The organism is Paraburkholderia sp. IMGN_8 (assembly GCF_038050405.1).
GTDB lineage: Bacteria > Pseudomonadota > Gammaproteobacteria > Burkholderiales > Burkholderiaceae > Paraburkholderia.
The window spans coordinates 2869104-2893300 of record NZ_CP150901.1 but is presented as its reverse complement, the minus strand read 5'-3'; the positions used below and the strand labels follow the sequence as shown (position 1 = coordinate 2893300).

Genomic DNA, 24197 nt, shown 5'->3' with positions numbered 1-24197 from the left:
TCCTGCCGCGCATTAAAACTCGAGCGTCGAGAGCAGGGATACCTGGCGTGCGTCGCCAATCGACACGAAGTACTTGTTGACGCTCGATGGGTAGTAGGTATTATTGAAGAGGTTCTTCACGTTGAGCTGGAACGAGAGCCGGCGGTTGCCGAGCTTCGTATCGTAGGTAGCGAATGCATCGGCCACGGTGTACGCGGGCAACGTGAAGCTGTTGGCCGAATCGCCGGGGCGCGAGCCCACGTAATGCGCGCCCGCGCCCACGCGCAACTGGTCGCCGCCGAATATCGTGCCGAAGTCGTACACCGCCGCGAGCGATGCCGTGTTCTGCGCCGCGTTCCACAGGCGATTGCCCGCGTACAGCGGATCTTGCGTGGTCTTCGCATCGATGTAGGCGTAGCTGGCGATCACGCTCCAATGCTGGCCGATCTGGCCGGCCACATCGAGCTCGACGCCTCGCGAGCGCGCCTTGCCGGCGGTGCGCCAGTCGGTCTGCTTGGTGGTGTCGTTGTACTGCTGCACCAGCACGTTCTTCTTGTCGATATTGAAGAGCGCCAGCGTGCCGCTCAGACCGCCCGGCATCGCCACTTTGGCGCCGAGTTCCCACGACGTGGCTTCTTCAGGCTGCACCGACGAGTCGATCACCACCCCGGAGGCGAGCGGTGCGATCGTCGAGGTCGGCTTGAGCGACTGCGTATAGCTGCCGTATAGCGACACCGTGTCGGTCCATTTGTAGACCACGCCGGCGCGCGGCAGCCATTTGGTGCCGTTGATATCGGTGTTCGCGACGAACGGCCGGCCGCGCCCGGCGATCTGGTTGTAGCTGAGAAAACGCGCGCCGCCGATCAGAATCCACTTGTCGGTGAGATGCAAACTGTCCTGAAAGAACAGCGATCTGTCGTGCAGCGTGTCGGTCTGATCGCTGTCGCTCGCCGACACCGTGCTCGACGGACTCTCCCGGCCGTACACGGGATTGAAATAGTTGAAGGTGTATTTCGTGGCCTGGCGCAGCAGATCCTTGCGATAGATGCGCCGGTATTCGTCGTCGATACCGACCTGCAGGTCGTTGCGCATACCGGCCACGTTGAAGTGGCCGTCCACATAGGCGATCCCGTAGCTGTCCGTGCTGAGCGCGCCGTGGGTCGCGTCGTTGCTGCGCGACAGGACGCCGGTCGTGCTGTTCACGCCCTGCACGCGCAACTGGTTCGCGTCGTAAGTCTCGCGGTTGTAGCTATAGCCGACGTGCGCCTTCCAGTTAGCGTTGATCTGATGATCGATGCTGATCTGCGCCAGGTGCGATTCGCCGTCCATCTCGTTGAACGGTTCGTCGAGCCGCTCGCGGCTCGAGATCGCGAGCGGCTTGTTGGTCTTCGGATCGAGGGCCGTGCCGCGGTCGAACGGATAGAGAAACTTGCGATACTCATACGACACCACGACCTGCGTATCGCGTCCATACCACGCGAGCGACGGCGCCACGAGCGTTTCGCGGCTCTCGCCGAAGTTGCGCCAGTACTGTTCTTCGGACTGGCCGACGACCAGCCGGTAAGCGAGGCCCGAATCGCCGATCGGCCCGGTCGTATCGAGCGTCGCGCCGCTGCCGTTGCGGCCGTGTCCGTAGGTCGAACCGAGCACGGAGATCGCGTGGTAGGGCTTGAGCAAGGGCTGCTTGCTCACCACGTTGACGACCCCGCCCGGATCCATGATTCCGTACAGCAAAGAAGACGGCCCCTTGAGCACTTCGACGCTGTCGGCGGCCGCATTGAGGCCGCGTCCCTGCACGAGCGGCATGCCGTTGTGCATGATCGAGCCGTCGCGATTGCCGCCGAAGCCGCGTTTCAGGATGGTGTCCTGCGTGCCGGCCAGCGTATTGCCCTGCACGATGCCGCTGACATTCGCGAGCGCGTCGTCGAGATTCCGCGGACGCTGATCGCGCAGCACCTGCGCCGGCACGATATTGACGGCTTGCGCCGTGTCGAGCAGCGGCGTGTCCGAGCGCATCACCATCGCTTCGGCGGCCGGCTGGTAGCCAGCGGCTTTCCACGCCGTGGTGCTCACGGTGACGGCGGGAAGCGTGGCGTCGTGGGCGCTGTCATCCGCTGCCGCTTCAGCGTGCTGGATCAGCGTATAGCTGCCGTTGGGCTGTTGAACGGCGCCAAGTCCGGTTCCGCGCAGGATTCGATTGAAGGCTTGCGGTACGTCGTAATCGCCGTGCAGGCCTTCGCTCGTGCGGCCGGCCGTGAGCGCCGCCGGAAACGACAGCAGCAGCCCGGTTTCGCGGCCGAAACGATTGAGCGTGGCTTCGAGCGGTCCCGCCGGAATGTCGTAGCTCTTGCGTGTCGACACCTCGGCAGCGGGCGGCGCATCGGCGGCGAACGCGACATTGAACGGCAGTCCTGCCGAAATCAGTGCGGCCGTTGCGATATGCCGCGCGATGTGTGCCGGCGGCCGCGCGAGTGGCGCGCCGCGGCCGCCACGGCTACCTTGGCTGACGCCGGTCTTTCGATACTGTCCCATGTTCAAAGCTCGCAGGAAGATAGACGATGTGTTGCTCTCATCTCCCATGTCACGCGAGAATCGAAAACAGCTCACAGCAGACGAAGATTTTTTTAGCGCCGGTAGCGCAGACCCAATTTATGACTGCGCCGCGCGCACCGTGACCCAGTAGCGCGTGATGAATACGAGTTCGACCGGCAAGGTTCCGGCCACGGTTTCCAGTACGCGATCGGTGTCGGCGAGCGGAAACGTACCCGAGAGCCGCAAGCCGGCCACGGCGGGATCGCAGCTCAGATACCCCGGGCGATAGCGGTCGAGTTCGTTCAGAAAATCGGCGAGACGCATGCCGCTCGCGACGATCAGGCCGTCCGCCCACGCCGCGTCGTTCTCGCTGATCGCTTCCATCGCGCTGACCTCGTCGCGCGTAAACCGCGCACGTTCGCCGGCATGCATTATCGGCGCGGCGCCGTGGGCGTCGAATGGATTGATCCGCACAGCGCCTTCGAATACGTCGATCCGGCTGAGCGCGCTTTGCTGTCTGACGGCGAAACGCGTGCCTAGCGGTTGCAGCCTGCCTTGCGCAGTCTCTACGACGAACGGACGCAGCGGTCCGCCAGCATCGCTGTGACCGGTCGCGACCATGATTTCACCTCTGAGGAGGTGCACGCGCCGCTCGGTACTGCTGAAACGAATCTCGATGGCGCTGTCGGTGTTCAGTGTGACGCGCGTACCGTCGGCCAGTGTGAGGGTGCGGCGCTCGCCGACGGCGGTGCGCACGTCCGCGCTCCATGCGCGCCACGGCACGTGTTCGCCGGCGATCCATGCCGCGCCCCCGGTGAACAACAGCATCGCCAGTGCTTTGACGTTGGCACGGCGCGTTGCCGGCCTTGAGCGCGTCAGCGCGGCGCGCGCGGCGGCTGCCCCGGTTGCATCGGCGGTGCCGGTCAGGTCCTTGAAGCGATTGCTGACGCTGCGAATATGCTGCCATGCCCGTTCGTGGTCGGCATGCTCGGCGCGCCAGCGTGCGAGCGCAAGCTTCTGCTCACGCGTGTTTTCACCGGACTGCAGTTCCATCCACCACTCGACGGCACGCAGCGCGATGTGTTGCGGAATATCGGGTCTTGCGTTGGCGTTCATGCGTCAGGTCGCGCTCAGTGCGAAGAAACACTGCGCACCTGCGCGGACCAGATGACGTTTCACGGTGGAGATGGAAATTTTCAGTTGCGCGGCGATTTCCGCATGACCCAGGCCGTCGAGCTGAGCGAGCAGGAAAGCGCGCTTGACGGCGAGCGGCAAGCGCTCCAGCAGACTGTCGATTTCGCACAGCGCTTCGAGCAGTAGCGCGCGTTCTTCGGGAGAGGGTGCGAGCGCTTCCGGAACGAGTGCGAGCGCGTCGAGGTAGGCGCGCTCGATCTGTTCGCGCCGCCAGTAGTTGGCCATCACGCGTTGCGCGACGGTGGTCAGGAAGGCGCGCGGTTCCTCCAGAGCAAGCGGCTCATCGCGTGCGAGCAGGCGCACGAACGTGTCGTGCGCGAGGTCGGCCGCGCGATGCGCGCAGCCGAGCTTCTTGCGCAGCCATGCGTGAAGCCAGCCGTGATGATTGCTGTAGAGCACCTGCATCTCGTGGTGCGAGAGCGATTTTTCTGCCGCCATGGGCCACCGTCCGCGCCAGATCGACTGATGCGGCGTCTTTGTAAATGAGAATGATTCGCATCATAACATGTCAAAAAGTGTGGTGTCTGGCGCGTGCATCTGGCGACAACTGTCGCCAGATATGGGCTGCCCAATTACCTGTGCCGATCCTCAGGGAAAGTGGCCGGTTGGTCGTGGATCAGGTGTTTAACCGATGACGGAGTTTCACAATCACGCGACGCCGTACGGCGCCAAAACGGGCGGCGATTCGAAAATTTCTGCGAGGCGTACCGGTCGTCCTTCGTCGACTGAATGCACGCATGCAAGCGCGATCGCCAACGCGGCGCGCGCATCCTCTCCACCTGGCCCGTGGACCACTCCGGATTTCACCGCTTCCATGAAGGACGCAAGCTGGGCCGTGTATCCGTCGTGAAAGAGGTCGACGTTGAGCCGGGTGGTGGCACTGCACACGCCATCCGCCGCGAACCGGGCCATGTTCGACCGCCGGACGTCTCCCATCGTTACCATCCCGCCGGAACCGAAAACCTCGCCGCGAACGTCGTATCCGTAGACCGCATGGAAATTTGCTTCCGCAGTGGCCATCGCGCCGTTGTCGAACTTCATGCTGACAAGAGCGGTATCACGCAGGCCGCGTTCCTTGAAATCGGGCCGAACGAGTGCGTCCGCGACGGCATAAACCTCAGTGACTTCGGCGCCTGGGTTCAGAAATCTCAGGGTGTCGAAATCGTGAATCAGCGTTTCGAAGAAAATCGCCCACACCGGAACGCGCGCGGGATCGGCAAGACCCGGATCGCGGGTCAGCGAGCGCAGCAGTTGCGGGGTTCCCAGCCCGCCCGAGACGATGGTCTCGCGCGCTTCGGCCCACGCCTTGTCGTAGCGCCGGTTGAAGCCGACCTGCAGCGGGACGCCCGCCGCACGGGCGGCCTCGATCGCCATGTCGGCTTCGTCGAGTGTCAACGCCATCGGTTTTTCACAGAACACGGCTTTTCCCGCTCGTGCGGCCGACACGACGAGGCCGGCGTGAAAGCGGGCTGGCGCGGCGATGACCACCGCATCGATATCCGGATTCGTGATGATTGCTTCGGCTTGCGTCAGCGCAACGGGGCAATCGAGTCGTTCTGCAAGCCGCTGGGCTGCGCCGAGCGAGGGGTCGGCAATCGCCGCGAGCTGCGCATTGTGGAGTCGACGGGCAATGCTCTCGCCGTGAAATGAACCAATGGCGCCGGCACCGATAAGACCTACACGAACGGGTTTCTGCTTATTCATACGTAATCCTATGTTTAAGATGGTTGCGTCAACCTGTGATCAGGCTGCCAATTCAGGCGGTGACGCCCGCGTGCGCCGGGAAGGCGTCACGGAATCGCTGCAAGGCCTGTTCGTCGTTTCCGCTCGCCCAGGCCTCCAGCGCGACCGTGCCTCGGTAGCCGGCCTCCGCCAGCGCCCGCGCGATCGCCGGGTAATTAATCTCGCCGGTGCCAGGTTCGCAGCGTCCGGGAACATCGGCAACCTGGATTTCGCCAACGAAGGGGAGTGCGCGGCGAACCAGTTCGATCAGGTTGCCTTCGCCGATTTGCGCGTGATAGAGATCCAGATTGAGCCGAAGATGCGGGTTATCTACCGCTTCAACCAGCGCGAGCGTATCGGCTGCACGCGCAAACGGCACCCCAGGATGGTCTACCTCGGTGTTGAGGTTCTCGAGGCAGAAAGTGACGCCTGCACGCTGCCCGAGGTCGGCCACCTTCGCCAGCGTGCGCTGCGCGGCAAGCCACATCGCGCCCGATACGACCGGTGTCGGCTTCACGGGCATGCCGGTCCCGTCCAGTCCGGTACCGTGCAGATTCAGGCGCGGGCAGCGCAGTCGCGCCGCGACCTCGATGGATTGCGCGGCGGTACGCAGCAGCGCTTGTGCCCCGTCTGCCGTGATCAGATCGCCTTCGACGTAACCTGTCATCGACGAAAACGTTGCCCCCGTACCGAGCAGCGCGTCGATGTCGTGCCTCGTCCAATCCCAGATCTCGACCTGGAAGCCCATCCTGGCAATCTTTCTGACGCGCTCGACGAACGGCAGGTCGCGGAAAACCATTTCCGCACATACTGCAAGTTGAAACATGCGTGATCCTCCTGATCATCCACGGCTGGATTTCATGCCGTCGCGCGGCCCAGCCTGACCGTCGTCGCGGCGGTGCGTCCTGTCAGCGATACTGTCCTGCGTATTTTTCGACCAGCCGCACGTTCTCGCGCGTGACGAAGCCGGGACCGGTATCCACGCCGCGTGGCCCGAAATGCGGCGTGAGGCCGTAGGTCGCAAGACGCTGCTTGAACTTCGGGTCGGCGGCGAGCGTGGCGCATGCGTTGCCGACGTCGCGAGAGTTGTCCCGCTTCATGATCGCGAGGAGCGCGATAGGGATATAGCCCTGCAGGTACGGCTGCTGGTCGATCGCGAATGCGACTGTGCCTCCCTCGATCGCCTTGTCGACTTCGGGCGTCAGGTCGAACGTCGCGAAATAGATCTTCCCTGTCAACCCGAGCTTCTGGACCGCGCGCAACGCGGGCACGGCTGACGTCGGCCCTAGTGTCAGCACAGCCTGCGTCCCGGGCCGTTTGTGCAACGTTGCGAACACCCTGCTCTCGACTTCGGTCGGGTCGTTGCCGGAATCGAGGGTCGACTTCCTGAAGTCCGCGCCGATGGCTTCAGCAAATCCCCTGCAACGCTCGAACGACTCCGGGTTGGTTACGTTGTTGTTGACGCACAGGAAGCTATTGACGCCTGCCGCCTTCGCCCGTTGACCGGCCTCCTTGCCGGCCTCGTACTCGGGCTGGCCGACGTGCAGCAGCGCACCCAACTCGTCGCTTTGCTTCGCCGTCCCCGAGTTAAACGTGATGACCGGCACGCCCTTGGCCACGATCGCTTTTACTGGGCGCTTGACCACGTCGAGATCGGCGATCGTCGTCGCCACGCCGTCATAGCGGCGGGCGCCGGCCTGGTCGAGCAGGTGAGTCATGTCGGCGAGATCGCCGTTGGGAGGATTGCGATAGTCCGCCGCCACGCCGAAATCCTTCTCGGCGTCCCGGATACCGCTCTTGACCACATTCCAGAACGGGTCCGCGTCGGGCGCGTGCGTTACCACCACGAATCGCGTATCGGCTACCGCGTGCAGGCTGAATGCCAGCACGGCCCATGCGGCTGTTAAGCGTGCCACTCGTCTCATGCGTCGTCTCCGGTTCGTTTTTGTCCGCGTGCGGCCGTAGAACCGCTGCGTGTCTGCATCCTATGACGGAGCCGTCGCCGAACTAGTGCGCGGAAATATCCATTATGGTTATTTGCATATTAATCAACAGGTTATCGTATTATGTTGCGAGCGGATAAAGCCATCCCCCGGCTATCCGGACAGTTGCGGGAGAGCCTTGCCATGCATACCCATGATCGCCGTGCCGCGATCGCCGTCATCGACAAGCTATCGGAGATACTGCGCAGCGAACTCGGCGACGATGCGCAGGCCATGTGGCCGGTGCTTGGCGCGCTGCTGCAGAGCCATCTGAGCGACAGGCACACCACGATCACTGCGCTGGCCGATCTGTCCGGCTTGCCTCGCACGAGTGCGCGCCGCGCCGTGTTCGCTCTGAAAGCCAAAGGTTGGCTGCAATTTCGCCCCCGTTCCGGCACCGGCAGCCGCGCCGCGGTGATCCCGTCCGCTGCGCTGCTCGAGCGCCTCGACAGCATCACCGAGCAGACTATCCGCCTCATCATGGGAGTCAGCGATACCGGTTCGTTCGATCGTTTTGACGCAGCGAGCCTCGCGCCCGCGCAGGGCATTGCATGGCCGCGCGCCGCGGCCCAGGGTTTCAACGATGCGATTGAATTGACGCTCGTCGCCTATGAGGATCCGGTTTTCGACATCGTCAAGCACAATCGCACCGACATCGAACGCTTCCTGGGGGTTCGCCTGCGTGTGATGACGTATCCGCAGGACGCGTACCGTCAGGCGCTCAATGACGCGCTGGCAGGCGAGCCTCGCGTCCAGGCGCTGGCTCCGCTAATCGTCGCCATTCCGTTTCCGTGGCTGGCCGAATTGTCCGGGGACGGACACTTGCTCGAACTACAGGCGTTAAAAGCAGGCGGACGGTTTTCCGGCGCGGACTTCTGCGACGCAGTTTGGCGCGCCGGATGGAGCAACGGACAGTTGTACGCGATTCCGCTGCAACCGACTCTCGATTTTCTCTGGTACCGCCAGGACCTGTTCGAGGCCGAAGGCCTCAGCCCTCCCAGCAGCTTCGAGGAGGTCGTTCACTGCGCGCGCCGCTTGCAGCGGCCGAGCCAGAATCGTGCGGGTATCTCGTGGAACGCGGCACCGGGCTTGCCGCTGGCCGAATCGTTTCTGCAGATTCTCGGGGCGCAAGGGGCGCTTTCGGTCGAGGAGGATGTTCTGCAGGTCGATAGTGAAGCCGGCAGGCGCGTCATCGAATATCTTCGAGAGTTGATTCCCTATTCGCCCGTTCAGGTGCGCAGCGTTCACTGGGTGCGCAACGCCCAGATATTCGGCTCCGGGCACGCGGCCATGTGCTACCACTGGTCGAATCGGTACGGCATGCTCGACAGCCACGCGCTGTTGCAGAAAGGCGGTCGCATCGGGCTGCAATTGCATCCGACGTTTGCGCCCGGCATGACGCCGGTTTCGCCGCTCGGCGGCGCGCTCCTGGCGATTCCGTCGAGAAACGGGGAAGTCGCGGCAACGTGGGCATGGAACGCGGTCGAAACGCTGACTTCGCCAGAATTGATGAAGTATTTTGTTCTCCACGGCGCTGCGGGTAACGCCCGTCACTCGGTCGCGGAAGATCGCTACGTATTGCAGCGCAATCGCGTCATTGCGGTGATGGATCAGCTCGCCAAGACCGGCGGGATTCAGGCTTGTCCATGCCCGGCTGCGCCGCGATACCACGACCTGACGCAAATCCTGAGCAACCATCTGCAAGCGTTGCTGTTCGATGGCACCCAGGACGTATGCGCAGGGCTCGGCAAGCTCCAGGACGCACTAGCGGGCATCCGTTACGAGCGGTGAAGTCTATCGCGCCAGTCATGTTGCAATAGGCGCGCTGACTCTCGTGTCCCGTACAACGCGCCCTCGCACGTTTGATTGGCATTCGGTGCGTGCCGGCCCCCGGTCAGCCGTTTTCACCCGGTGCCAGCTCAGGCGTGTGGACGTTCGGCGTCGACGTCGTCACCCAGTGCCACCCTTCGCCACCATGACACGCGTATGACAAACATGCGTTTTAGCAGCAAAGATGCGGCTAGGGAAAACAAGTATGTTTTTAAATATTCCCCTCACGTACCTTGATTTCCTGCTGATTCAGCATCACGAACCGACTGCGGCTGTTTCGTCCCCTGTCTTCAGGATTGACGAACTTGCGCGCGAGGTGCCGTGATATTCATATTCGAGCGCGCAGGCAAACGTGCCGACTAGCGCGACTGTGGTTCTTGACCCACGCACTTTCAGGGAAACGATGACCACCGGATCTCGTAAAAGCGGTTTTGCCGCGCTTGGCCCTATCTCATGGGGCACTCATCTGTGTCACTTCTACGAATCGCGTAGCGAACTACTCAGCGTCACGGCGGAATTCCTGCATGCGGGACTCGCCAATCGCGAAGTAGGCGTGTGGGTCGCGCCGGCGCTGCTGGGACCGGACAAAGCTCGCTATATGCTCACGCGGACGGCACCCGCGCTCGCTGAATACGTCGCATCGGGCCAATTGCAGATTCTCGATGGCGCGCAACTCTACGCCCGCCCTAAAAGCGGATTCGACGGCGGCGCCACGGTCAGCTTGTGGTCCGCGGCGATCAACGACGCGCTCGGGCGCGGCTTCGAAGGGCTGAGGGTAGCCGGCGACGCTGTCTGCAACGAAACCACCGATTGGGCCGCATTGCTCGACTATGAAGCGGCATTGAAGCATCGGCTGGCCGCTTGTCCGATCATCGGGATGTGCACCTACTGCGTGCAGCAGCTTCGCACCGCGCAGACTCGCGAAATCGAACGCTTGCATGATGCGATGGTGGAGCCGCAGCGTGCCGAACGCGCAGAACGGCCGCACAAACAAGGCGGCCCGGAGACCGCGGAAACTTCATGCCCCCGGATCGCGACCGCTCGCGACCAGACTGACACTGACGACGAAGCGAACCAACCCGCCATCGGGCCGATGATCGGCCATGAGATCCGCAACGCGATCACGCCACTCGGCCTGCTCGCTCGTCTGCTGAACGCTCACTACGGCCACGACGAGCAGCTCTCTCGATACGCGCTTCTGCTATCGCGGCAAGCGAGCCTGCTGGGTCAGTTAGCCGAGCAATTGATGGCGCCGGCCCACGCTCAGCATGCGAGCACACATGAGCAAGCCGACGAGGCGCCGATGCATCCGTTGCCGGATACGCAAGCTGCACATCCTACATGCGTGGATGTCGACGACCTTCTTGCGCATTGCAGTCAGGTCGCCGAATTGGGCGTGCCTGCGCATGCGCCGATTCATCTGACGGCAAGCAGCGCGCCGCTGCTGGTGCAAGGTGACTTCGGCAAGCTGACTCAGGTGTTCGTCAACCTGATGTTGAACGCGCTCAAATATTCCGCGGCCACGGATTCCGTGAAGGTGATGGCGGCGCGCGCCGGGCGCTACTGCTACATCAGCGTGCGCGACAACGGCATCGGCATCGCGCCCGGCGAACTCGCGACGATCTTCAAGCCGTACGCTCGCGGTCTCGCGGGCCACGCGCTTGCCGTGAACGGTCTCGGGCTCGGTTTGTCGGTGGTCCGCGATATCGTCGCGGACCACGGCGGTACTGTCGAGGCGTTCTCCAACGGTCCGGGCACGGGCTCCGAATTCGTGGTTCGCTTGCCGCTTGCGACCTTGGCCGTGAGCACGCAACCGGAGGCGGTCATGCCCGAGGCAGAGGCGAGTCGCGCCGTGTGTGCCGCGCCCGCGGGGCAGGGCGTCTTCGAGTCGCGATGATCGTCGCGGGCCGGTTGCGCGCGGCCCGCGATCATGATGACGCCACTTACGTTTCGGTGCCCCGAGATTTTCACACGGACGTCAAGGCATCAGCACCGTGTCGACGACATGAATCACACCGTTGGATTGCATGACGTCGCCAATCGTCACATGGGCGACATCCCCTTTGTCATCGGTGATGGCCCAACCTTTGCCGTCCTTGCTGACGATAAGCGAATCGCCCTCGACCGTTTTCAGGCTTGCCTTGCCGCCCCCTTGTTCGACTGCCATGGCGAGGTCGTGTGCGGTGACCCGGCCCGGCACGACGTGATACGTGAGCACCTTCACCAGGGTCGTCTTGTTCTCGGGTTTGAGCAGCGTTTCGACCGTCCCGGCCGGCAATGCCGCGAATGCTTCGTTGGTCGGTGCGAAGACCGTAAATGGCCCCTTGCTAGAGAGCGTATCCACGAGACCGCCGGCCTTGACGGCCGCAACCAGGGTTGTGTGGTCCTTCGATTTCACCGCGTTATCGATGATATTTTTTGATGGGTACATCGGCGCACCGCCGACTTCCACGGTGTTATCCGTGGACATCGATCCGGCCGTAGCGGCCGGCGTCGCCACGCCCAAGGTCAGTGCGAGCGCGAGCATCGCGCCGATGGTCTTCATATCGTTGCAGGATTGCATTTCGGTTCTCCCCGAAAGATCGACGCTTCCGGACTGGAAGCAATCGAAGATACGGGTCAAACGGACCAGCGGATGCACGCGCTTCGATTAAATACGGATACACGCGAAGAACATGGCGGCAGGAACAGCTCACGTCCCGCCGACGAGCCCTTTCGCCAGTACCGGCCCGGTCGGTTGTCCGGTAGGCGACCCGCCATGCGGTTCCAGCGACACAGCCAGGATCGTACGAGGATTCAACTGTGCGAGCCGGTCCTGTGGCAGCGACACGATAGTCGGCCGGTCTGCGGCAATGACGCCAAGCGAGATGGGTCGCGCGCCTGGCGGGATGATCCATAGTTCGGTGGAACGGTCGGCCGCCGCCGGTACGCCGCCTGCGGGAACGATCACCATGCGGGCACGCTGAACATCGACGGTGGCGGTCCATCCTGCACCGCCGCCTTGCCGGACGAGGCTTGCGACCATGTAGTCACGATTGCCCGGCACCGTAACGGGTGCCTGCCCGAAAGGCACCACGGACACCACGGACACGATGGCGAGCGCCACCGCCGCGACGCTCGAACCGATGCCGATGAGGCGCCACAAACGAATGTTGTCCCATAGCCTGACGCGTGACCCACGCGGCGCGGACCGGGCGAACCCCAGTTCGGACTGGATGCGCGCCCACACCTGCGGAGGCGCCGTCATCTCGCCCATATCCTCGCTCAGCGACATCAGGCGGTTCTGCCAGCGAGCCACGTTCGCCGCCCACTGAGGATCGTGCTGCATGGCCTCTTCGATCTGCTTGCGCTCAGCAGCGTCGAGCACGCCCAGTGCGTACTCGGCACACCGCAGGTCGTCGGGGTCGTGTAATGGCGTATTCATTGATCGAGGCACGCTCTGAGCTGGATCAGGCTACGCCGGATCCAGCTTTTCATGGTACCCAGCGGCACGCTCAGGCGCTCCGCCAGCTCGGCGTACGTCGCGCCCGTGAAAAATGCGTCCCGCACGATCTTGCCGTGCTCGGCAGGCAGCAACTCCAGACAATGCTCCAGACGCCGCCGCTCCTGGCTGCGCTCGGCCATCGCGGCCGGTGAAGGCGTTTCGTCGACGATTTCCTCTTCCGTTGACTCATCCATCGATTCCTCACGGCGGCGGCGCAAGCGGTCGATCGCCCGGTTGCGCGCGATCGCCGCGAGCCAGGTGACGGCGCCGGCCAGTCCCGGGTCGAAGATCGCGGCGCGGCGCCATACCGTGACATAGACGTCCTGAAGCACGTCCTCGGCTTCACTGCGATCGCGCAGCATCTTCACGCAGATTCCGAACAGCTTTGCAGAGGTGCGCTGATAGAGCGTGGCGAATGCGGCCTGGTCGCCTTCGCCGGTCAGGAGCAGAAGCCGGTTCAATTCGTCGCGACGTCGGACTTCGGCGCTATCCGCCATACGGTCGCCGTCGGCCGCTGCATCTCCTTGCATGTGCATCGCGTTCTCTGCAGGTTGGCCGCGCACGATAGGGGTAAGAGGTAGTGTAGCAGTGCGGCGGTCATTCGAAACGAGTGCTTCCTGTGGTAGTTGCCATCGCATCTTGAGACTCTTTCTGAGCATAAAACTGACAGCAAGGACACCCTTGGCGATGCGTCAACGTGAATCGCAGTCACAAAGACAGACCGTCCTTCAACGAAGAACAAAGTCACTTCACGGGGAAGCGGCGAGTCCTCAACGACGTTTACGGATCAAACGGATCGCCGGATGCAGACTGGCCGAAAAAAACGCCGAGTCGATTGAGAGAACACTGAAGGACCGCTCAGAAATTGCTTGCGGCTTGGGGCACACATTGCCCCTCGGTCTGAATTCAGGCAACGCGCGGTACTTTGGCGCGTCGCCTGATGCCGCTAGTTTTAGCTGGACCCATAAGCCAGCGCCGGACGCCAGTCGGTACCGCGTCCTTCCGGTGTCATGTCGAAAAGATTCCAGAGCGGCCAGATCGTATCGACATGCCGGGCATCCTGCCCGGGGTCGGGTGTGGTGAAGAGCAGCTCGGTGCAGTAGAAATGCCGGATCGCGCCGTCGCGCCGCACGAATACGTTGAGTGCCGGCCTCTGATTGCCTTCGGCTGTCTCGCCCTGGTAGTCCGCGTTGTAGCTGTTGTTGGCTGACGAGAGTAGCCGCAGTCGGTTCCAGCCGCGTTCGCGGGCGTAACTGCTGATGCGTTCGACTGGCGACCTGGCCACGACGGCGATATTCGTGCGTTCAAGCGCGTGCGGCACGACACCGTTCAATCCATCGAGGATCGCCGTGCAGGACGGGCAGGCCTGCTTCATGTCCGGGCCATACATGAAGCTGTAGAGAATCAGCGTGTCCTTACCGTCGCGGAACAGTTCCGAAAGTTTGACCCGGCCTGCGGCTCCCGGGCTGGCCTCGTCGAAAACGTAATCCTCCTTCAACAGGCCACCGTCCGGCAGACTTCGCCGCAATGCGGCGACCTGTTCAGTCTGTCTGCGCAGATCGGCTTCGGCCTCGAGCAGGCGGTTGCGCGCCGCCCGGTACTCATCGCTCTCGCCCGGAAAGCGGATGGCATGCATTGAGCGTTCCATCATGGCTCCTGTTGCAAAAAGTGATATCGTGCGCCGCGGTTCCGTTGCGGCGCACAACGTTATTGCGCCGACACCTTGAACACCGGATTGAAAGGCATGCCTTCAAGATGGTGCTTGAGCTGGCGCATCAGGCATCCCCAGGTCGTGTTGCGTTCCGCGATTGCCTTGGCCGCCGAGTGGGCGTCGGCGTGCAGGAAAGAGACTTGGGTCTTGCCGGCGTCGAGCGCGGCCAGTTCGAAACTGATGGCGGTGCCGACCCACTCCGGCGGTCCGCCGAGGCACGACCACACCAGCCGGTGCGGCGGATCCAGCTCGTCGAAACGCATGCGGAAAACCACGCTGCGTTCCATGAAACCGAATTCGGCCATGCCGCCGGGACGCGCGTCGACGACGCTGTCTTCGGTCCACCACGCCCTCAGCCCTTCCTGGGTGGCCAGCGCGGCGAAGACCTGGTCCGCTGGCGCTTCGATCGTGATCTGATGATAGAGATCGGTCATCGCTACCTCCGATTGCCGCTAGCCCATCGCGCATCGACCCTCGCATCGATCCTGTAAGCCGGTGCTGTCGTTTCCGCAGCCTGGCGCTTTATTTATACACTCTGCTGAGCGGCGGCGACGGCATTCGGCGTGGCGGTAGCGAGGGTCCATCCCGGCTGTACCGGTTGCTACCGGCGGTGCACAATGGTTCGGTCGGCGCTGGCAAGGTGCGGTGAGCCAGCAAGGGAGGATCGATGCGGTCGCAAGTGAGATCCGGCGTGCGCTGGAGACGCTATGGCATCGCGGCTGCGGTCGTCATCGCCAGCCTGATCGTTGTCGGGCGCATCACCGGCATCCTGGTCGACTGGTTGTGGTTTTCTTCGATCGGCTATGTCGACGTGTTCTGGACGGTCTTTTCCGCCAAGGCGTGGCTGTTTGCCGCCGTGTTCGCTGCCTCGGCGGGTGCGATATGGATGTCGGCGTTTGTCGCGCATCGTTACGCGCGGCGCTTCAGCTTCAAACCCTCGCTAGCGGGCGCAGCCTTTTCGTCGCGCACGCACGAGATCATCAGCGAACTGGCCGACCAGGTTGCGCCGGGTATTCCGTGGCGCTCGATCATCGCGGGCGGCGCCGTCCTCATCGGGCTGGTGATCGCCGCTAGCGAAATGTCGAACTGGGACGTGGCGCTTCGCTTCCTTCGTCAGGTGCCCTTTGGCGAGCGCGATCCGATCTTCGACAAGGACATCGGCTTCTATCTCTTCTCGCTGCCCGCCTATCTCGTGCTCAAGAACTGGCTGTTGCGGGTGCTGTTCGCCTGCGTGGTCGTTGCAGGCATCATCTACGGCGCGCGTGGCGACATCGTGCTCGAACAGCCATCGCGGGGACTCTCGCCCGCCGCTACCGCTCATGGTTCGGCACTGCTCGGCCTGTTCTTTTTACTGAAGGCCTGGTCTTATTGGCTCGACCGCTTTTTGCTGCTCTACGACGATAACGGCGTCGTGGTCGGCGCAGGCTATACCGATCTCCACGTCGATTTGCCGGTCTTATGGATGCTCGTCGGCCTGGCTACTGCGGCGGCCGTCGCCTTGTGGGCCAATGTGCGCCTGCGGAGTTATCGATTGCCTGCTGCCGCGGCGGTGCTGGTGTTCGGCAGTTCGTTTGCGTTTGCTGTGATCTACCCGGCGCTGTTCCAGCGCTTCTATGTCAAGCCGAGCGAGCTACAGCTGGAGACGCCCTATATCGAGCACAATATCGCGCTGACGCGACAGGCCTACGGCCTTGCGCGAATCGAAGTCAAGCCGTTTGCGGCCGAGGAGGGGCTGAATCTCGCCTCGCTGCAGACTAATCGCGCGACCATCGACAACATCCGCCTGTGGGATGTGCAGCCGCTGATGGATACCTACGCGCAGTTACAGGAGATCAGGACTTACTACAAATTCTTCGCGGTGGACATCGACCGCTACCGGCTCGACGCCGGTTACCGGCAAGTGATGTTGTCGGCGCGCGAACTGGAGCCGGCGATGCTTCCGGCCAACGCGCAGACCTGGGTGAACCTGCATCTGCTGTTTACCCACGGCAACGGCGTCGTGATGTCGCCGGTCACCGAGAAATCCACGGAAGGTTTACCGTCACTCTATCTGCGGGATATTCCGCCTGCCGCCGATGGCGGCCCCGCCATCCACGAGCCGCGCCTCTATTTCGGCGAGGGCGGGCAGGGCTACGTCATCGTGAAGGGCAGCGTACCCGAGTTCGACTACCCCAAGGGAAAGGACAACGTCTACACCGCTTACAGCGGGCGCGACGGTGTCGCTATCGGCAGCACGGCGCGACGCAGCCTCTTCGCCTGGCAGCTCGACGACCCCAACATCCTGCTGACCGGCTACATCACGGACGATAGCCGGATCCTGCTTCACCGGAACATTCAGGACCGGGTGCGCACGATCGCCCCGTTCCTTAGCCTCGACCACGACCCCTATATCGTCGCGAGCAACGGACGCCTTTTCTGGATGCAGGACGCGTATACGATCAGCCACTGGTTTCCTTACTCCCAGCCCGGTATCGGCGACGGCGCCAATTACATCCGCAACGCGGTCAAAGTGGTGGTCGATGCGTACAACGGCACGGTTGATTTTTACGTTAGCGATCCTCAAGATCCGATCCTGCGGACATACCGGCGCATTTTCCCGGGCCTATTCAAGCCTTTGCAAGCGATGCCGCAGGACCTGCAACAGCATATCCGCTACCCCGAAGATCTGTTCCTGATTCAGGCGCAACTCTACCGCGCGTATCACATGGATGCGCCGGAGGTTTTCTATAACCGCGAGGATCTCTGGCAGTTTCCGCGGGGACTGGGCGGCATCGACGGTGGCAGTGCCCCCACGACGATGACGCCTTACTACATGATCATGCGGCTGCCTGGGGCGCCGCGCGCCGAGTTCGTCCTCATGCTGCCGATGGTGCCTAGCCAGCGTGAAAATATGATCGCCTGGTTGGCGGCGCGTTGCGATCCACCCGAGTACGGCAAGCTGATCGTCTACGCGTTTCCGAAGGACAAGCTGGTCTATGGGCCGTTCCAGATCGAAGCGCGCATCCAGCAGAATACCGAGATCTCGCAGCAGATTTCGTTGTGGAACCAGATGGGCTCGCGCGTCATTCGCGGCCATCTTCTGGTCGTGCCCATCGAGAACTCGATTCTCTACATCTCGCCGCTCTACTTACGCGCGGCGTCCGGTCAGTTGCCCGAGTTGAAGCGGGTGATTGCCGCCTATGGCGACCGTGTGGTGATGGAGGAGACCCTGGGTGAAGCGTTGGCTGCGCTCTTCAAGGAAACCGCTCCGACGGCGCCGGCTCAAGGTACGGCCCGGGGCACGCCGGACGCGCGCGCCCGCGAGGCGCTTGCTCATTATGACCGTGCGATCGAGAGACTGAAGGCGGGAGATTGGGCCGGGTTCGGCTCGGAACTCGATGCGCTTCGGCCGCTGCTGGAGGGGCTCGGGGCTGCACGTCCTGCGGATCAGAAGTGACCCGTGTGCAATACACGTAATGTCGCTACTACTGCGCCGCGTTCAACTTCCGCCACAATGTCGTCTTGCTGATGCCGAGCGCCTTGCAGACCGCGTCGCGATCGCCGTCGCACGCAGCCAACGCCGCGCGGATTTCATCCGCCTCCACATGACGGCTGCGCTCGCGCAACGTCAGTGCCGCTTGCTCGATGCGCGCGGACGATTCGAAGATTTCAGGTGCCACAGTGCGCAGCACGTCGCCCGTAAGGACGGTTTCTCCTGCCTCGTCAGGATCCGCATCGGCCAGTTCAACCGCGATCCGTTCGATCACGTTCTGCAGTTCACGCACGTTGCCTGGCCACGCATAACGTCGCAACGGCTCGCCGATACCGGCAAGGACACGGGCAGCGGCATCCGCGTCGGCGATGCGAGCGGCAAGCCGCGGCTCGCGTGTCGCGGCCTGTAACAGCAGTTCGACGGCAAGCGGTTGCAGATCGGTTGGCCGCTCACGCAGCGGGGGCAGGGCAATGCTCAGGATGTTGAGCCGGTAGTAGAGATCCGCGCGGAACCGGCCCGCCTCGATGCCCTCGGTCAACGCGCGATGCGTCGCCGCGACGACACGAATGTCGACTCGCGTCGGCTCCGTTGAGCCGAGCCGCACGACTTCGCGCTCCTGCAATACACGCAGCAGACGGCTTTGCAACGACAACGGCATTTCAGCGATTTCGTCGAGAAACAGCGTGCCGCGATGCGCCACTTCGATCAGCCCCGCCTTGCCGCCTTTGCGTGCGCCAGTGAACGCGCCTTCTTCATAGCCGAACAACTCGCTCTCGAGCAATGCCTCAGGAAACGCGCCGCAATTGATCGCGACGAACGCAAAGTCGCGCCGCGAACTGAGCTGATGCATGCTCTGCGCGACCATTTCCTTGCCGGTTCCGCTCTCGCCGAGAATCAGCACGGTAGCGTCGGACTTTGCGTAGCGTTGCACGAGCGTGCGCACCCGCTCGATCGACGCGCATGCGCCGACGATATCCTCGAGCCGGTAACGCGCCGTGAACTGCTGCACGCGCTGACGCGAGCGCAACGTGCGGTCGAGCCGTTCGACCGCGCGCGATTCCTGAAACGTCAGCACCGTGCCGGCCGCCGCGCCGTTGCCCGCAAGCGGCCCGCGATGCACGGCATAGCTCACGCCGCGGACAGAAACGAACGTGTCGTCGTCCGAGTCCGGCAGCGCGCCTGCGAGATCGGGTGCCAGTTCGAGCAGGGAGCGGCCCACCGCCTTCGCCGCGTCGATGCCGAGCACGGCAGCCAGACGCTGGTTCATCGCCTCGACGCGCCCTTGCGCATCGAGCGCGACGACGCCATCGCGCAGATGCTGCAGCAGATTGTCGAGCCGTTGACGGCGAACCGTTTCGCGACGGGTTGCCTGCGCGACTTCGAGCGCTGTATCGAACGCGGCACGCACCGACGCACGCGAATAAAGAAACACCGCGCCCATGCCGGCGCTGGCGGCAAGATCGGTCACGAGTCCGGGGCCGACAATGACGTCGATACCCCGATCGCGCAGATCGAGGACGACACTCTCCGCGTCTTGCGCCGACTGATACGAAGCGAACACGACATCGATTCCGTACGCGGCGGTGAAGCGCCGTACTTCGTCGGGCGTGTCGCCGTGCGTGACGAGGGCCACTGACGCGCCGTCGCGCCGTGCTCGCGCGAGGGCGTGCATCACGTCGAAGCCGGTCGGGTTGATCAGCACGACCGGAACCGAGACGCGTGTTTTCAGGTACGCGCCGTTCGAACCGCCGGCAATCACGACATCCGGACGCCCCGCGCCCACGACGTCGATCTCATGCACGGCATCCTCGAAGCCGTGCGAGACGATGCGCAGGTCCGCGCGTTCGACGTACTCGCCGGCGATGTCGAAAAACAGATCGCGCAACCGGCTGATACTGACGGCCCAGATCCGGGGGCGCTGCGCGGGGTCGAAGGGTGGGGTGCTCACGGCAGGCGGCTCGCTGACAGTTCAGGAAGAGGTCTGGAAGGGTTCAGGCGTTCGCCTATTATGCGCGTAACTGTTTCTAATTCGAAATCGAGATTTCACTTATGAAATATCATGCGGCCATGATCCCGGAGCAATTTTTTGTTAAATCAGGCACTTAGCTCGAGCTGCCGCGCATGGCCCGTTCTTTGCGTTATAAGCATCCGTTTCACAGGACACCATGAGGCCGCGCGCCGGCCTGTACCCAATACCTTGGCTAGCACGCGTGCGAAGACAAGCTCGACGCGTGGCAGACCGCGAAAAGTAACCCCCGCAGTTGGAGACAAAAACATGAGCGAAGCAGACAACAGCACGCCGACCGCCGGCGCATTCAAACCGAAGAAATCCGTCGCCCTGTCAGGCGTGACGGCGGGCAACACTGCGCTGTGCACGGTCGGCAAGACCGGCAACGATTTGCACTATCGCGGCTACGACATTCTCGATATCGCGAGCACCTGCGAATTCGAAGAGATCGCGTATCTGCTGGTGCACGAAAAGCTGCCGACCCAGGCCGAACTGACCGCCTACAAGACCAAGCTCAAGGCGCTGCGTGGCCTGCCCGCGAACGTCAAAGCCGCGCTCGAATGGATTCCGGCCGCCGCGCATCCGATGGACGTGATGCGCACCGGCGTGTCGGTGCTCGGCACGGTGCTGCCCGAGAAGGACGACCACAACCTGCCGGGCGCGCGCGATATCGCCGACAAGCTGATGGCCTCGCTCGGTTCGATGCTGCTGTACTGGTATCACTACTCGCACAACGGCAAGCGCATCGAAGTCGAAACCGACGACGATTCGATCGGCGGCCACTTCCTGCACCTGCTGCACGGCGTGGAGCCGTCGAAGGCGTGGGTCGACGCGATGCACGTGTCGCTGAACCTGTACGCCGAGCATGAATTCAACGCGTCGACCTTCACCGGCCGCGTGATCGCGGGTACGGGATCGGACATCTACTCGGCGATTACCGGTGCGATCGGCGCGCTGCGCGGCCCGAAGCACGGCGGCGCCAACGAAGCCGCGTTCGAGATCCAGTCGCGCTACCAGACGCCCGACGAAGCCGAAGCCGACATCCGCCGTCGTGTCGAGAACAAGGAAGTGGTGATCGGTTTCGGTCACCCGGTGTACACGATCTCCGATCCGCGCAACAAGGTGATCAAGGAAGTCGCGAAGAAGCTCTCGAAGGAAGCGGGCAACACCAAGCTGTTCAACATCGCCGAGCGCCTTGAAACAGTGATGGCAGATGTGAAGAAGATGTTTCCAAATCTCGACTGGTTCAGCGCGGTCTCGTATCACATGATGGGCGTGCCGACGGCGATGTTCACGCCGCTTTTCGTGATCGCCCGCACGGCTGGCTGGAGCGCGCACATCATCGAGCAGCGGATCGACAACAAGATCATCCGTCCGAGCGCGAATTACACCGGCCCCGACGATCTCCCGTTCGTGCCGCTCGCCAAACGCGTCTGAAGGCGTATGGGCGAAGCCGCAAGCGTTTCTCCTCCATTGCGTCACATGAGCGCGACGTAATGAAGTTGGGCCTTGGCTCGCTGGAACCCCGAGCCAAGGCTGTTTTTTTGCGGCGCGTTTTGCACGCTTGTCCGCGAGACCAGCGGCAAGCTGACAAGCTAAACTGAAGCTCGGCCGCCACACCGTCCCCGGATCATTACTGTTTTGTCCCCTAAGCCATGAATACTGCAAACCGCAAACGCCTTCCCGGCACCGGGCTGGATTTCTTCGACACGCGTGCCGCCGTCGACGCAATCCAGCCGGGCGCCTATGACAAGCTGCCGTACACGTCGCGCGTGCTGGCCGAAAACCTCGTGCGGCGCTGCGACCCGGCCACGCTGACTGCATCGCTTGAGCAAATCATCGAACGCAAGCGCGAGCTGGATTTTCCGTGGTTCCCGGCGCGTGTGGTGTGTCATGACATTCTGGGTCAGACGGCGCTGGTCGACCTCGCCGGCCTGCGCGATGCGATTGCTGCTCAAGGCGGGGACCCTGCGATGGTCAACCCGGTCGTGCCGACGCAACTGGTGGTGGATCACTCGCTCGCCGTCGAGTGCGGCGGCTTCGACCCGGATGCCTTCGCGAAGAACCGCGCAATCGAAGACCGTCGCAACGAAGACCGCTTCGATTTCATCAACTGGACCAAACTCGCGTTCAAGAACGTCGACGTGATTCCGCCGGGCAACGGCATCCTGCATCAGATCAACCTGGAGCGGATGAGTCCGGTGGTGCAGGTGAAGGATGGCGTGGCGTTCCCCGATACGCTGGTCGGCACCGACTCGCACACCCCGATGGTCGACGCGCTGGGCGTGATCGCGATCGGCGTGGGCGGCCTCGAAGCCGAGAGCGTGATGCTGGGCCGCGCTTCGTGGATGCGTCTGCCGGACATCATCGGCGTGGAGCTGACCGGTAAGCCGCAACCAGGCATCACGGCGACCGATATCGTGCTGGCCTTGACCGAGTTCCTGCGTAAAGAGAAGGTGGTGTCCTCGTACCTGGAGTTCTATGGCGAAGGCGCTTCTCACTTGACACTGGGCGACCGCGCGACGATTGCCAACATGGCGCCTGAGTTCGGCTCCACCGCCGCGATGTTCTACATCGACGAGCAGACCATCAAGTATCTGAAGCTCACCGGACGCGACGATGAACTGGTCAAACTGGTGGAGACCTACGCGAAGGCAACCGGCCTCTGGGCGGACAGCCTGAAGAACGCCGAGTACGAGCGGGTGATCGGCTTCGACCTGTCTTCAGTGGTGCGTAATATTGCCGGTCCGTCCAATCCGCACAAGCGCGTACCGACTTCGGAACTGGCGGCGCGCGGCATCAGCGGCAAGGTGGAGAACGAGCCTGGCCTGATGCCGGACGGCGCGGTGATCATCGCGGCGATTACCAGCTGCACGAATACCAACAACCCGCGCAACATGATCGCCGCCGGCCTCCTTGCCCGCAACGCGAACCGGCGTGGACTCACCCGCAAGCCGTGGGCGAAGACGTCGCTGGCGCCTGGCTCGAAAGCCGTCACGCTGTATCTGGAAGAGGCCGGGCTGCTGCCGGAACTGGAACAGCTGGGCTTTGGCGTCGTCGCTTATGCGTGCACGTCGTGCAACGGTATGTCGGGTGCGCTGGATCCGGTGATCCAGAAGGAAATCGTCGACCGCGATCTGTACGCAACGGCTGTGCTGTCCGGAAATCGCAACTTCGACGGCCGTATTCATCCGTATGCGAAGCAGGCTTTTCTGGCGTCGCCGCCGCTGGTGGTCGCGTATGCGATTGCGGGCACCATCCGCTTCGACATCGAGAAGGACGTGCTGGGGATCGACGGCGACGGCAAGCCCGTTACGCTGAAGGACATCTGGCCGTCCGATGAAGAGATCGACGCGATCTTCGCTTCCAGTGTGAAGCCGGAGCAGTTCCGCAAGGTGTATGAGCCGATGTTCGCCGTGTCCGTCGATACCGGCGAGAAGGCCAACCCGTTGTACGACTGGCGCCCGATGAGTACCTACATCCGCCGCCCGCCGTACTGGGAAGGCGCGTTGGCCGGCGAACGTTCGCTCAGGGGCATGCGCCCGCTGGCCGTGCTGGGCGACAACATCACCACCGACCACCTGTCGCCGTCCAACGCGATCCTCGCCGATAGCGCTTCGGGCGAATATCTGGCGAAGATGGGCCTGCCGGAGGAAGACTTCAACTCCTATGCGACCCACCGTGGTGATCACCTCACCGCGCAGCGCGCCACCTTCGCGAACCCCACGCTGAAGAACGAGATGGTGCTGGAAAACGGCAAGGTGAAGGCCGGCTCGTTGGCCCGCATCGAACCCGAGGGCAAGGTGACGCGCATGTGGGAAGCCATCGAAACCTACATGGAGCGCAAGCAGCCGTTGATCGTGATTGCCGGGGCCGACTACGGCCAGGGTTCGTCGCGTGACTGGGCGGCCAAGGGCGTGCGCCTTGCCGGCGCGGAAGCGATCGTCGCCGAAGGCTTCGAGCGCATTCACCGCACCAATCTGGTCGGCATGGGCGTGCTGCCGCTGGAGTTCAAACCCGGCGTGAACCGTAACACGCTCGGTATCGACGGTACCGAGACCTTCGATGTGATCGGCGAACGCAAGCCGCGCGCAGACCTCACGCTCGTGGTTCATCGTAAGAGCGGCGAGCGCGTGGAGGTGCCGGTGACCTGCCGGCTCGACACCGCGGAAGAAGTGTCCATCTACGAGGCGGGCGGCGTGTTGCAACGCTTCGCGCAGGACTTCCTCGAGTCGTCGAAGGCTGCATAACAAGCACGGATCATTGCGTTCGGGCGGTACGGT

18 protein-coding genes are annotated in these 24197 nt (G+C 63.0%); 6 read left to right on the top strand and 12 right to left on the bottom strand.

Annotated features, from left to right (window positions below; genetic code table 11):
* Nucleotides 1-12: 12 nt before the first annotated feature.
* The 4 genes from WN982_RS34200 to WN982_RS34185 form a co-directional block, all read right to left on the bottom strand.
* The gene (locus tag WN982_RS34200; RefSeq protein ID WP_341316432.1) at nt 13-2511 is read right to left on the bottom strand and encodes a TonB-dependent receptor; all 2499 of its coding nucleotides are present in this window, start codon (nt 2509-2511) and stop codon (nt 13-15) included.
* Nucleotides 2512-2628: 117 nt separating this feature from the next.
* Complete coding sequence (locus tag WN982_RS34195) at nt 2629-3627, bottom strand: FecR family protein (protein ID WP_341316431.1); 999 nt, start codon at nt 3625-3627, stop codon at nt 2629-2631.
* A gap of 3 nt (nt 3628-3630) precedes the next feature.
* The gene (locus WN982_RS34190; RefSeq protein ID WP_341316430.1) at nt 3631-4143 is read right to left on the bottom strand and encodes a sigma-70 family RNA polymerase sigma factor; all 513 of its coding nucleotides are present in this window, start codon (nt 4141-4143) and stop codon (nt 3631-3633) included.
* Between the two features lie 210 nt (nt 4144-4353).
* Nucleotides 4354-5079, bottom strand: a complete 726-nt coding sequence (locus tag WN982_RS34185) for a Gfo/Idh/MocA family oxidoreductase (protein WP_341316429.1) — start codon at nt 5077-5079, stop codon at nt 4354-4356.
* Nucleotides 5080-5163: 84 nt separating this feature from the next.
* Here WN982_RS34185 and WN982_RS34180 point away from each other — a divergent pair, with 84 nt between their 5' ends.
* Nucleotides 5164-5355 carry a hypothetical protein gene (locus WN982_RS34180; RefSeq protein WP_341316428.1) on the top strand — a complete coding sequence of 64 codons (192 nt, stop codon included), beginning with the start codon at nt 5164-5166 and terminating at the stop codon, nt 5353-5355.
* A gap of 106 nt (nt 5356-5461) precedes the next feature.
* Here the strand turns inward: WN982_RS34180 and WN982_RS34175 are convergent, their stop codons facing one another.
* Both WN982_RS34175 and WN982_RS34170 read right to left on the bottom strand, forming a co-directional pair.
* A complete protein-coding gene (locus tag WN982_RS34175) occupies nt 5462-6253 on the bottom strand; it encodes a TIM barrel protein (protein WP_341316427.1) in 792 nt (263 codons plus the stop codon).
* An 82-nt stretch (nt 6254-6335) separates the two neighbouring features.
* Nucleotides 6336-7352 (bottom strand): sugar ABC transporter substrate-binding protein, encoded by a 1017-nt coding sequence (locus WN982_RS34170; protein ID WP_341316426.1) that lies wholly within the window; start codon nt 7350-7352, stop codon nt 6336-6338.
* Between the two features lie 201 nt (nt 7353-7553).
* Here WN982_RS34170 and WN982_RS34165 point away from each other — a divergent pair, with 201 nt between their 5' ends.
* Together WN982_RS34165 and WN982_RS34160 are read left to right on the top strand one after the other, a co-directional pair.
* On the top strand, nt 7554-9200 hold the full coding sequence (locus WN982_RS34165; protein ID WP_341316425.1) for an extracellular solute-binding protein: 1647 nt from the start codon (nt 7554-7556) through the stop codon (nt 9198-9200).
* 442 nt (nt 9201-9642) lie between these two features.
* Nucleotides 9643-11136, top strand: coding sequence for an MEDS domain-containing protein (locus tag WN982_RS34160; protein WP_341316424.1), 1494 nt, complete (start codon nt 9643-9645; stop codon nt 11134-11136).
* A gap of 81 nt (nt 11137-11217) precedes the next feature.
* On the opposite strand, the gene WN982_RS34155 is transcribed toward WN982_RS34160, so the two are convergent.
* The 5 genes from WN982_RS34155 to WN982_RS34135 all read right to left on the bottom strand — a co-directional run bounded on the left by WN982_RS34155 (nt 11218) and on the right by WN982_RS34135 (nt 14868).
* Nucleotides 11218-11709, bottom strand: a complete 492-nt coding sequence (locus tag WN982_RS34155) for a fasciclin domain-containing protein (protein WP_341319508.1) — start codon at nt 11707-11709, stop codon at nt 11218-11220.
* Between the two features lie 222 nt (nt 11710-11931).
* Complete coding sequence (locus WN982_RS34150; RefSeq protein WP_341316423.1) at nt 11932-12663, bottom strand: anti-sigma factor; 732 nt, start codon at nt 12661-12663, stop codon at nt 11932-11934.
* On the bottom strand, nt 12660-13259 hold the full coding sequence (locus WN982_RS34145; protein WP_341316422.1) for a sigma-70 family RNA polymerase sigma factor: 600 nt from the start codon (nt 13257-13259) through the stop codon (nt 12660-12662). The genes WN982_RS34150 and WN982_RS34145 overlap by 4 nt, the downstream gene beginning before the upstream one ends.
* A gap of 416 nt (nt 13260-13675) precedes the next feature.
* Nucleotides 13676-14371 carry a DUF899 family protein gene (locus WN982_RS34140; RefSeq protein ID WP_341316421.1) on the bottom strand — a complete coding sequence of 232 codons (696 nt, stop codon included), beginning with the start codon at nt 14369-14371 and terminating at the stop codon, nt 13676-13678.
* A gap of 59 nt (nt 14372-14430) precedes the next feature.
* A complete protein-coding gene (locus WN982_RS34135; protein ID WP_341316420.1) occupies nt 14431-14868 on the bottom strand; it encodes an SRPBCC domain-containing protein in 438 nt (145 codons plus the stop codon).
* A gap of 233 nt (nt 14869-15101) precedes the next feature.
* Between WN982_RS34135 and WN982_RS34130 the strand changes: the two genes are divergently transcribed.
* The gene (locus WN982_RS34130) at nt 15102-17870 is read left to right on the top strand and encodes a UPF0182 family protein (RefSeq protein ID WP_341316419.1); all 2769 of its coding nucleotides are present in this window, start codon (nt 15102-15104) and stop codon (nt 17868-17870) included.
* 28 nt (nt 17871-17898) lie between these two features.
* Here WN982_RS34130 and prpR read toward each other — a convergent pair whose 3' ends face one another.
* Complete coding sequence (gene prpR, locus WN982_RS34125) at nt 17899-19854, bottom strand: propionate catabolism operon regulatory protein PrpR (RefSeq protein WP_341316418.1); 1956 nt, start codon at nt 19852-19854, stop codon at nt 17899-17901.
* A gap of 327 nt (nt 19855-20181) precedes the next feature.
* On the opposite strand from prpR, the gene prpC reads away from it, so the two are divergent.
* Together prpC and acnD are read left to right on the top strand one after the other, a co-directional pair.
* On the top strand, nt 20182-21351 hold the full coding sequence (prpC, locus tag WN982_RS34120; protein WP_341316417.1) for a 2-methylcitrate synthase: 1170 nt from the start codon (nt 20182-20184) through the stop codon (nt 21349-21351).
* A 218-nt stretch (nt 21352-21569) separates the two neighbouring features.
* Nucleotides 21570-24164 carry a Fe/S-dependent 2-methylisocitrate dehydratase AcnD gene (gene acnD / locus WN982_RS34115; RefSeq protein ID WP_341316416.1) on the top strand — a complete coding sequence of 865 codons (2595 nt, stop codon included), beginning with the start codon at nt 21570-21572 and terminating at the stop codon, nt 24162-24164.
* Nucleotides 24165-24197 lie beyond the last annotated feature (33 nt).

Bases quoted from the DNA above. Each gene is read 5' to 3' on its own strand.
- WN982_RS34200 (WP_341316432.1), bottom strand. From the start codon at position 2,511: ATGGGACAGTATCGAAAGACCGGCGTCAGCCAAGGTAGCCGTGGCGGC.
- WN982_RS34195 (WP_341316431.1), bottom strand. From the start codon at position 3,627: ATGAACGCCAACGCAAGACCCGATATTCCGCAACACATCGCGCTGCGT.
- WN982_RS34190 (WP_341316430.1), bottom strand. From the start codon at position 4,143: ATGGCGGCAGAAAAATCGCTCTCGCACCACGAGATGCAGGTGCTCTAC.
- WN982_RS34185 (WP_341316429.1), bottom strand. From the start codon at position 5,079: ATGGCGATCGAGGCCGCCCGTGCGGCGGGCGTCCCGCTGCAGGTCGGC.
- WN982_RS34175 (WP_341316427.1), bottom strand. From the start codon at position 6,253: ATGTTTCAACTTGCAGTATGTGCGGAAATGGTTTTCCGCGACCTGCCG.
- WN982_RS34170 (WP_341316426.1), bottom strand. From the start codon at position 7,352: ATGAGACGAGTGGCACGCTTAACAGCCGCATGGGCCGTGCTGGCATTC.
- WN982_RS34165 (WP_341316425.1), top strand. From the start codon at position 7,554: ATGCATACCCATGATCGCCGTGCCGCGATCGCCGTCATCGACAAGCTA.
- WN982_RS34160 (WP_341316424.1), top strand. From the start codon at position 9,643: ATGACCACCGGATCTCGTAAAAGCGGTTTTGCCGCGCTTGGCCCTATC.
- WN982_RS34155 (WP_341319508.1), bottom strand. From the start codon at position 11,709: ATGTCCACGGATAACACCGTGGAAGTCGGCGGTGCGCCGATGTACCCA.
- WN982_RS34150 (WP_341316423.1), bottom strand. From the start codon at position 12,663: ATGAATACGCCATTACACGACCCCGACGACCTGCGGTGTGCCGAGTAC.
- WN982_RS34145 (WP_341316422.1), bottom strand. From the start codon at position 13,259: ATGCACATGCAAGGAGATGCAGCGGCCGACGGCGACCGTATGGCGGAT.
- WN982_RS34140 (WP_341316421.1), bottom strand. From the start codon at position 14,371: ATGGAACGCTCAATGCATGCCATCCGCTTTCCGGGCGAGAGCGATGAG.
- WN982_RS34135 (WP_341316420.1), bottom strand. From the start codon at position 14,868: ATGACCGATCTCTATCATCAGATCACGATCGAAGCGCCAGCGGACCAG.
- WN982_RS34130 (WP_341316419.1), top strand. From the start codon at position 15,102: ATGCGGTCGCAAGTGAGATCCGGCGTGCGCTGGAGACGCTATGGCATC.
- prpC (WP_341316417.1), top strand. From the start codon at position 20,182: ATGAGCGAAGCAGACAACAGCACGCCGACCGCCGGCGCATTCAAACCG.
- acnD (WP_341316416.1), top strand. From the start codon at position 21,570: ATGAATACTGCAAACCGCAAACGCCTTCCCGGCACCGGGCTGGATTTC.